Origin of the sequence: Lachnoanaerobaculum saburreum DSM 3986 (genome assembly GCF_000185385.1) — a bacterium.
Taxonomy (GTDB): domain Bacteria; phylum Bacillota; class Clostridia; order Lachnospirales; family Lachnospiraceae; genus Lachnoanaerobaculum; species Lachnoanaerobaculum saburreum.
In genome coordinates this window covers 497,162-503,620 of sequence record NZ_GL622296.1, presented here as the reverse complement: position 1 = coordinate 503,620, position 6,459 = coordinate 497,162, and the positions used below count along the sequence as shown (strand labels likewise).

General features: G+C 40.4%; 3 protein-coding genes. 1 reads left to right on the top strand and 2 read right to left on the bottom strand.

The features are described 5' to 3' along the window. Positions 1 to 143 precede the first annotated feature (143 nt). Entirely contained in the window at positions 144 to 1,154 is a 1,011-nt protein-coding gene (locus HMPREF0381_RS02450) for a LacI family DNA-binding transcriptional regulator (RefSeq protein WP_008750281.1), read from the top strand. 16 nt (positions 1,155 to 1,170) lie between these two features. On the opposite strand, the gene HMPREF0381_RS02445 is transcribed toward HMPREF0381_RS02450, so the two are convergent. Together HMPREF0381_RS02445 and HMPREF0381_RS15260 are read right to left on the bottom strand one after the other, a co-directional pair. Further along, positions 1,171 to 1,671: a hypothetical protein gene (locus HMPREF0381_RS02445; RefSeq protein ID WP_008750280.1), complete on the bottom strand. Its 501-nt coding sequence runs from the start codon at positions 1,669 to 1,671 to the stop codon at positions 1,171 to 1,173. Positions 1,672 to 1,737: 66 nt separating this feature from the next. Further along, positions 1,738 to 6,447, bottom strand: a complete 4,710-nt coding sequence (locus HMPREF0381_RS15260) for an InlB B-repeat-containing protein (protein WP_040461075.1) — start codon at positions 6,445 to 6,447, stop codon at positions 1,738 to 1,740. Between the last annotated feature and the right edge of the window lie 12 nt (positions 6,448 to 6,459).

The following is a 6,459-nucleotide window of genomic DNA, read 5'->3' as shown; positions in this document are numbered from 1 at the left end:
GTGCATAACTTATAATTTTATATTTTTAGGAAATATTATTGATTAATTTATATTTATTCTCATTTGACAATATCCTTTTAAAATAGTAATATGATTAGTGAATACACTTATTGTTTAGTGAACAATATATTTTGGAGAATGTTATGACCATTAGAGAATTATCAAAGTTGATAAATGTTTCTCCTGCCGCTATTTCCATAGTCATAAATGAAAAAAAAGGTGTCAGCAAAGAAACAAGGGAAAAGGTACTGTCAGCCATAAAGGAGTACAACTATTACCCGAAACAAAGGAAGAAACTTACAGAAAAAGAAAAGAAGAATGTGCTGGTTCTGAAATATTATAGAAGCGGTGTATTTGTGGAGGAAAATCAAGGCTTTATAGCAAGTATACTTGATGCCATAGAAAGTAGACTGCAAAAAGAAAACCTGAATATGGTCTTAAGAGTGCATAAAGAGAGCTTTGAAAAATTTCTGTCGGAGAGCGATCTAAGCCTGTATGAGGGCCTCATTTTGATTGGTACCGAGTTTACCCCTGAGCTTTATCCTCTGTTTGAGAGTATACCGATTCCATATGTGGTAGTGGACAATACATGTCCATATACAAACTGTACCGCTGTGTGCATGAACAATGAAGAAAATGTGCATATAGCACTACAATATCTGAAACAATGCGGACATAAAACTGTCGGATATATCGACGGAAATATTTATTCCGAAAATTTTCAACAAAGAAAAAAGGGATTTATAGAAAGTGTCAATGCCCTTGATATGGAATATCTCACAGAACATACCTATATGCTGACTCCGACCATGGTAGGCGCATATACAGATATGTTGGAACGGCTGAAAAATATAAATACACTCCCCGACTGCCTCTTTGCCTACAACGACACATTGGCACTGGGTGCTATAAAAGCACTTAAGGGACTGGGCTTTAAGATTCCAAGAGATGTATCAATAATAGGCTTTGATGATATTCCCTACTCCGCAGTGTCCTCTCCAAGCCTTACCACAGTACATGTCCAAAGAAATCAGATTGGAAAGCTGGCTGTAGAACAACTGCTTAGAATAAAAAAAAGCAAAAAAAACGAGCCGGTAAAAACACTTATTACCGGCAACCTAATAGTCAGAGACAGTGTAGCAAAAAAGGCTTAAACGCCTTTTTTCTTTATCAGCCATACCAATAGAACTTAGACTCACCCGCTACAAAATCCTGTGGAAAGTTATCATATTCCATAGTATCATAATTGAAAACTCCCACCTTAAAAGGTTTCTCCCCCACATAATTTGCTACCCTTTCATAGCCTGTCACAGCTACCTCCTCATACTCAATGCCTCTGATTTCAAGCTTAACAAAACTGTTTTCCACAGGTACATATATATTTATCGTGTTTTCAGCAAGATACTCCACTGTCATATTTGCAAAATTCATTATACAGTCATAGAAAGTATCAATGATAAATATATCATTGATATCAGGATCAAAGTCACCTCTTTCCACATCATACTCTGTAAATGACAGTAAATCAAAAAGTGTATTTATACCTATATCAAAATTCACAACATACTTTTCATCATCCGGCTTTATTCCCCATATAGCAATGGTAATGCCGTCAATTGCTTCCAATTCACTTATCTTTTGTTCCAACTTCTCGACATCAAACTTTCTCATAAAACTCCTTATTTTTAAAAAGGCTCTCGCACCTAAATGCGAGAGCCCCGTTATATGAGCCTAAAATTATCTCCAAGCTCCGTTTTCATTTACATGATAACCGTCAGGTGTGTTTTCATTCTGGAACATAGAGCCAAGTGATCTGGCACCTCTGTCACCATAATTCCATCTCTCCGTATTGCTATCATAGAACCAAGTCTGCTCTGTTGCAACAGGATTCAAATAGTAGAACTCATTTCCATCCTTCAGCCAATCTGTATGCATTGAACCGTTGTTCGGATTGAGGTAGTACCATCTGTTGTCCTGAGTTTCAAAGTGCCATCCCTTGACCATCTCACCATAGAATCCGTTGTGATCCATTGACAGATAGTACCATTTACCTCCGTCAACAAGCCATCCCGTATTCATTGTGTTATCATCGCCGAAGTGATACCACTCGGACTTTGTCTGTCCCTGATAGGTGTAGCTTAGATAAGCCCAGCCCTTTACCTTACCGCCTGAAGCGAGGTTAAATACCCACTTACTGCTGTCAGGGTTTGCTGTAGCCTCAGCAGGGTTCAGAAGTTCCCAGTTACCGTCCTGACCTACTCTAAGGCCTGTAGACTTTCCTTTTGCACTTCCTGTACCGCCGCCTGAAGAACCACCGCCACCGCGATGTCTTCCTCCGCCACCTTTATTGTTATCGTCCTCAGGTACATATACCTTTCCGCCGGCATCCTTTACCGCCTGATTAAGGGCATCAAGAGCTGCTTTGAGTTCAGCTGTAGATGACTTTCTGTTTACCCTGTCAAGAACTGCCTGTGCGGCATCAATTGCAGCCTGAAGTGCAGCTATCTTTGCAGGATCTGTAATCTTACTCAACTGTTCCTTTGCATTCTGGATAGCGGCTCTTAAGTTGCTGTCCGCTTTCTTTCTTGCATCTTTATCATTTGAATAGAATACATAGATTGTCATATCCTCTGTAACTCTGGTTGTAGGATCATATGCCTGATATGTATCCTTGTCTGTACTCAGACCTTCATAATGCCATGTGATACCGTTGTTGTCGATATAATCACCGGTTATCTTATGTGAATAAAGACTTGCCTTATCCTGTACAACCTCTGTATCTCTAAGTGTCAAATCAGTGATGAGAGAATTATCTCTGTTATCTCTTACCTTAACACTATGTGTTGCAGGTGATGTATATCCGAATACATAGCTCTTTCCTGACTTTAAGGTGATATCAAACTGTCCCGGATATGATGTTCCCGGATGCTCAAAATCTCCGCTTAAAGCAGTTACTGCATTTGAACTTGTTGCAAGTTCATGGAACATATAATCTCTTGTAGAAATCAATGCTCCTGTTTCAACAGTTGTATCAAGTGCGATATCTCCGCTTGCAGAGGTATAATCTACCCAATTTCCTGTAGCGGTATCGAACTTCTGTACCACAATATCCATAAGGAATACTGAAGTATAATTATCTGTAAGTGTACTTGCTATCAAATCTTTTACATTTGTAGGTACACTGTTCTTGTTGATAACTACTCTGAATCTTCCTGTATCATTTATTACAGGATTTACAGAACCTATTATCTTTCCTGAACCGATATTATCTGTATACAGATTATTATCCCAATCTGTGCCGTCATCATACATTGCCTGAACCTTTACAGGTTTATTCGGCATTGTAAATGTAAGTCTTGAGTTAGTTGCATCAGCCGCACTTATTGTTATACCGCTGATTGCCTCCCACTTGACAAATGTATTTGATGCATTATCAAGCGGCTGTGCCAATATCTCTACTGTCATTCCCTTAGATAGACCTTTAAGGGCATTGAGATTTGACTTTGTCTGTCCGTTAACCTTTAAGCTGGTTGGAAGAGGTGCATTGTTTGCAACTACTGTTACATCAAATGTATTCACTGTCAAACCGAGATTGTTTGTATTTACAGGAAGATCTGCACCTGCCGACTGTCTTTGTGCCGGTGTTTCATTACTTCCTACCGCTCTCGGTACTATATGATATACTCTTCCCGGATCAAGGTTTCCAAAGGTTACCTTATTTCCTGAATCAGGTGCTGTAAACGGATATACTTCATTTCCGTTATCATCTACAAGTGCATACTCGGTATTCGGTGCCGCTGGGCTTACAGTTATGCTTGCTCTGCCCGGATTTGAACTGTCCTCGGCTACAAGCGGTGTAGGTGCAACAGGGATAGTAGCAGAACTTGTAGTACCTATATCTGTTGCTCCTGAAGGAATCGGACTTCCTACAGTTACAGATGCTGTACTGAGTGCTACCGCAACATTATATGCATTTCCCGGTGTAAGGAAGTTTCCTTTGATATTTCCACCGTTTGTAATTACCTGTGAACCCGGAACTACAGCCACTACATTACCTGAAGAATCTGTAACAACATAATTCAATCTCGGATCAAGCGGTGCAGGTGAAAGCGGATCTACAGATATAGCAGGAGCGCCTGTATTATCAAGAGTACCGTTTACTGTAGGTGTATAAACAGCTGCCGGTGTTGAACTTACTGCAAATGCGGTAAATGTCTGACCGTTCATTCCTGAAATATCTGTTGCAGATGTCAATACATTTCCGTGCTGGTCACGCCACTCAAGTACATATCCGCTGTCTACTGAAACTCCGCCTGTAGCCTCCTGTGTAAAGGCATCAATATCACTGAAAGGAATATTTGCTCTTGGAGTACCTGAAGCATCTGTATTGGCTATCTTTGCCGTACTGCCGTTTAGAAGCTGTACATGGCTGTCTCCTGTAACTAAGTTATAAGTATTCCATAGATTCGGATCCTCATCAAACTTAGCTGTAAGAACGATACTGCCCTGAGTTCCCGGGATTCCGCTTATAGTATATGGAAGCGGATTAACATCTGTAGTGCCGTACTTCCATCCCATAAACTTATATCCTGCTGCCGGTACCGGTGAAGGAAGATCAGCCTCTTTTATTGTAAGAGAATAATCTCCTGATGATGTCACACTCTCTCTTGAAAGCTGTAAAACATCAGATGCCAAAGTACCGTACTCATGCTCGGTTGCCTGACCTCTGTCAGCCAAAAGCTGACCGTTGCCAACACCTACTACCGCCACCTGTGCAACCTTGGTAGGATCCACAGTATATGTAACAGTAACATCACCGTTCTTTGTAGGTGTATCTGCTGTACCGTCTCCATCCCTATCTATACTTACTTGATAGAAAGGATGACTTGCACCCCAACCTTCTTGAGCAGGTGTAGGTGTAGAACCGCCTCCATTAATAAATCTATATGAACTTGACCAGTCTATAGAATTATCAGGTGATATGGTAGGACTGTCTGTTCCTGTACTTATATAATCATTCATAACAGGAACCGGCACATTATAATTTGCCTGTGTAGTATTTACTCTCATAAATACACTTGAACCGTCTTTGTACAATGTACCTACAGCCGGTGCCGCAGGCGGAACTACTGTAGATATATCTGTAAATAATGAAGAATGCTCGGTTACTACCTTATTGGTAATATCATTGCCCTCTTTATCAGCGTACTTTATATTAACAGTAGTATAATAGTTCGGATTCTCATAGTAATTATAAGTAATAGTTACATTCTGGTTCGGAACCTGTCCTGAGATAGTGGTTGCAGGGTCACCTCCTACAGTAATTGCTGTATACTGACCTGCTACAGTCACTGCAGGTATCAAAGTAGGGATAGGATTTCCGCCACTTGAGAACTGTCCTGAACCGTCAGGTGTACCGTTATCATATGTTACCGTTACAGGTTCAGTTGGATCTAAAATATATCTGCTCGGTGTTGTGGCACTACCTGTAATATCTACATAATTACCGTTTGCAGTGATACCTGTAATATTTGTCAAAACATTACCAACCACATTGTTTGCAGTTCTGTTATTCTGACTCTTTATAGTATTTGTTGTATGGCTATATGTACCCGGTGTGGTGGAATCATTCTGCCACACTTTATCTACAACCTTTACCGCAAAGTTCTTGGTTGTATCTACACCGTATTCATACTTTATGTTAATATCCTTATTGGATGTTATAAATGACATAAATTTTGAAGCCGGTATACTTCCACCCATATAGTTAAGTGCTTTTGGAGCACCCGCTCCTGTAATAGTCGCATTTGTTACAGTATATCCCGGAATAACATAAGGTATTGTCTGGATACTTTCAAGTACCTTATGCATACCGTTCTTCGGTCCTACAGTAGTAGCGGAGATACTTGGAACATATGATGTGGAAGCATCGGGAACATGTTGCTCATTTAATGTCATGGCATCTGTTCCGTCACTTATAAGAGTTGCATAATAATTCTGATTTTGTATAGTTCCTACATCAAGACCTACCCTTGGGAAATCTCCGGTTCCCAAAGCTCCTCTAAATTCCTTTATCTTATAGCCCTTAAGTCCAAGATCGGCAATCCACTTCTTTCCAAGAACCGCACTATCCGGTTTAGCCGGTGAACCGTCTACATCCCTGAATGTTGCTACCGGAGTACCGGAAGTGGTTACACCATCCTGCCATGGCAATCCAACTCTTGAATTAAATGTACCGAGATCTGCTACATTCGGTATCGAATCTCCAACAGTTCCACTAACTACAATCTCCGGTGTTCCGTCAAATGAGTCATGAATATTGCTATGAAAATCAAATTTCAAAGTACCTGTTGCTGCATATGCCGGCATTGCCGGTGCGAGCATGGCAAGCACCATACTCGCAGACAACGCAGCAGATATTTTTGCTTTTATTGTCTTTCTTTTCATCTTTTCTCCTAT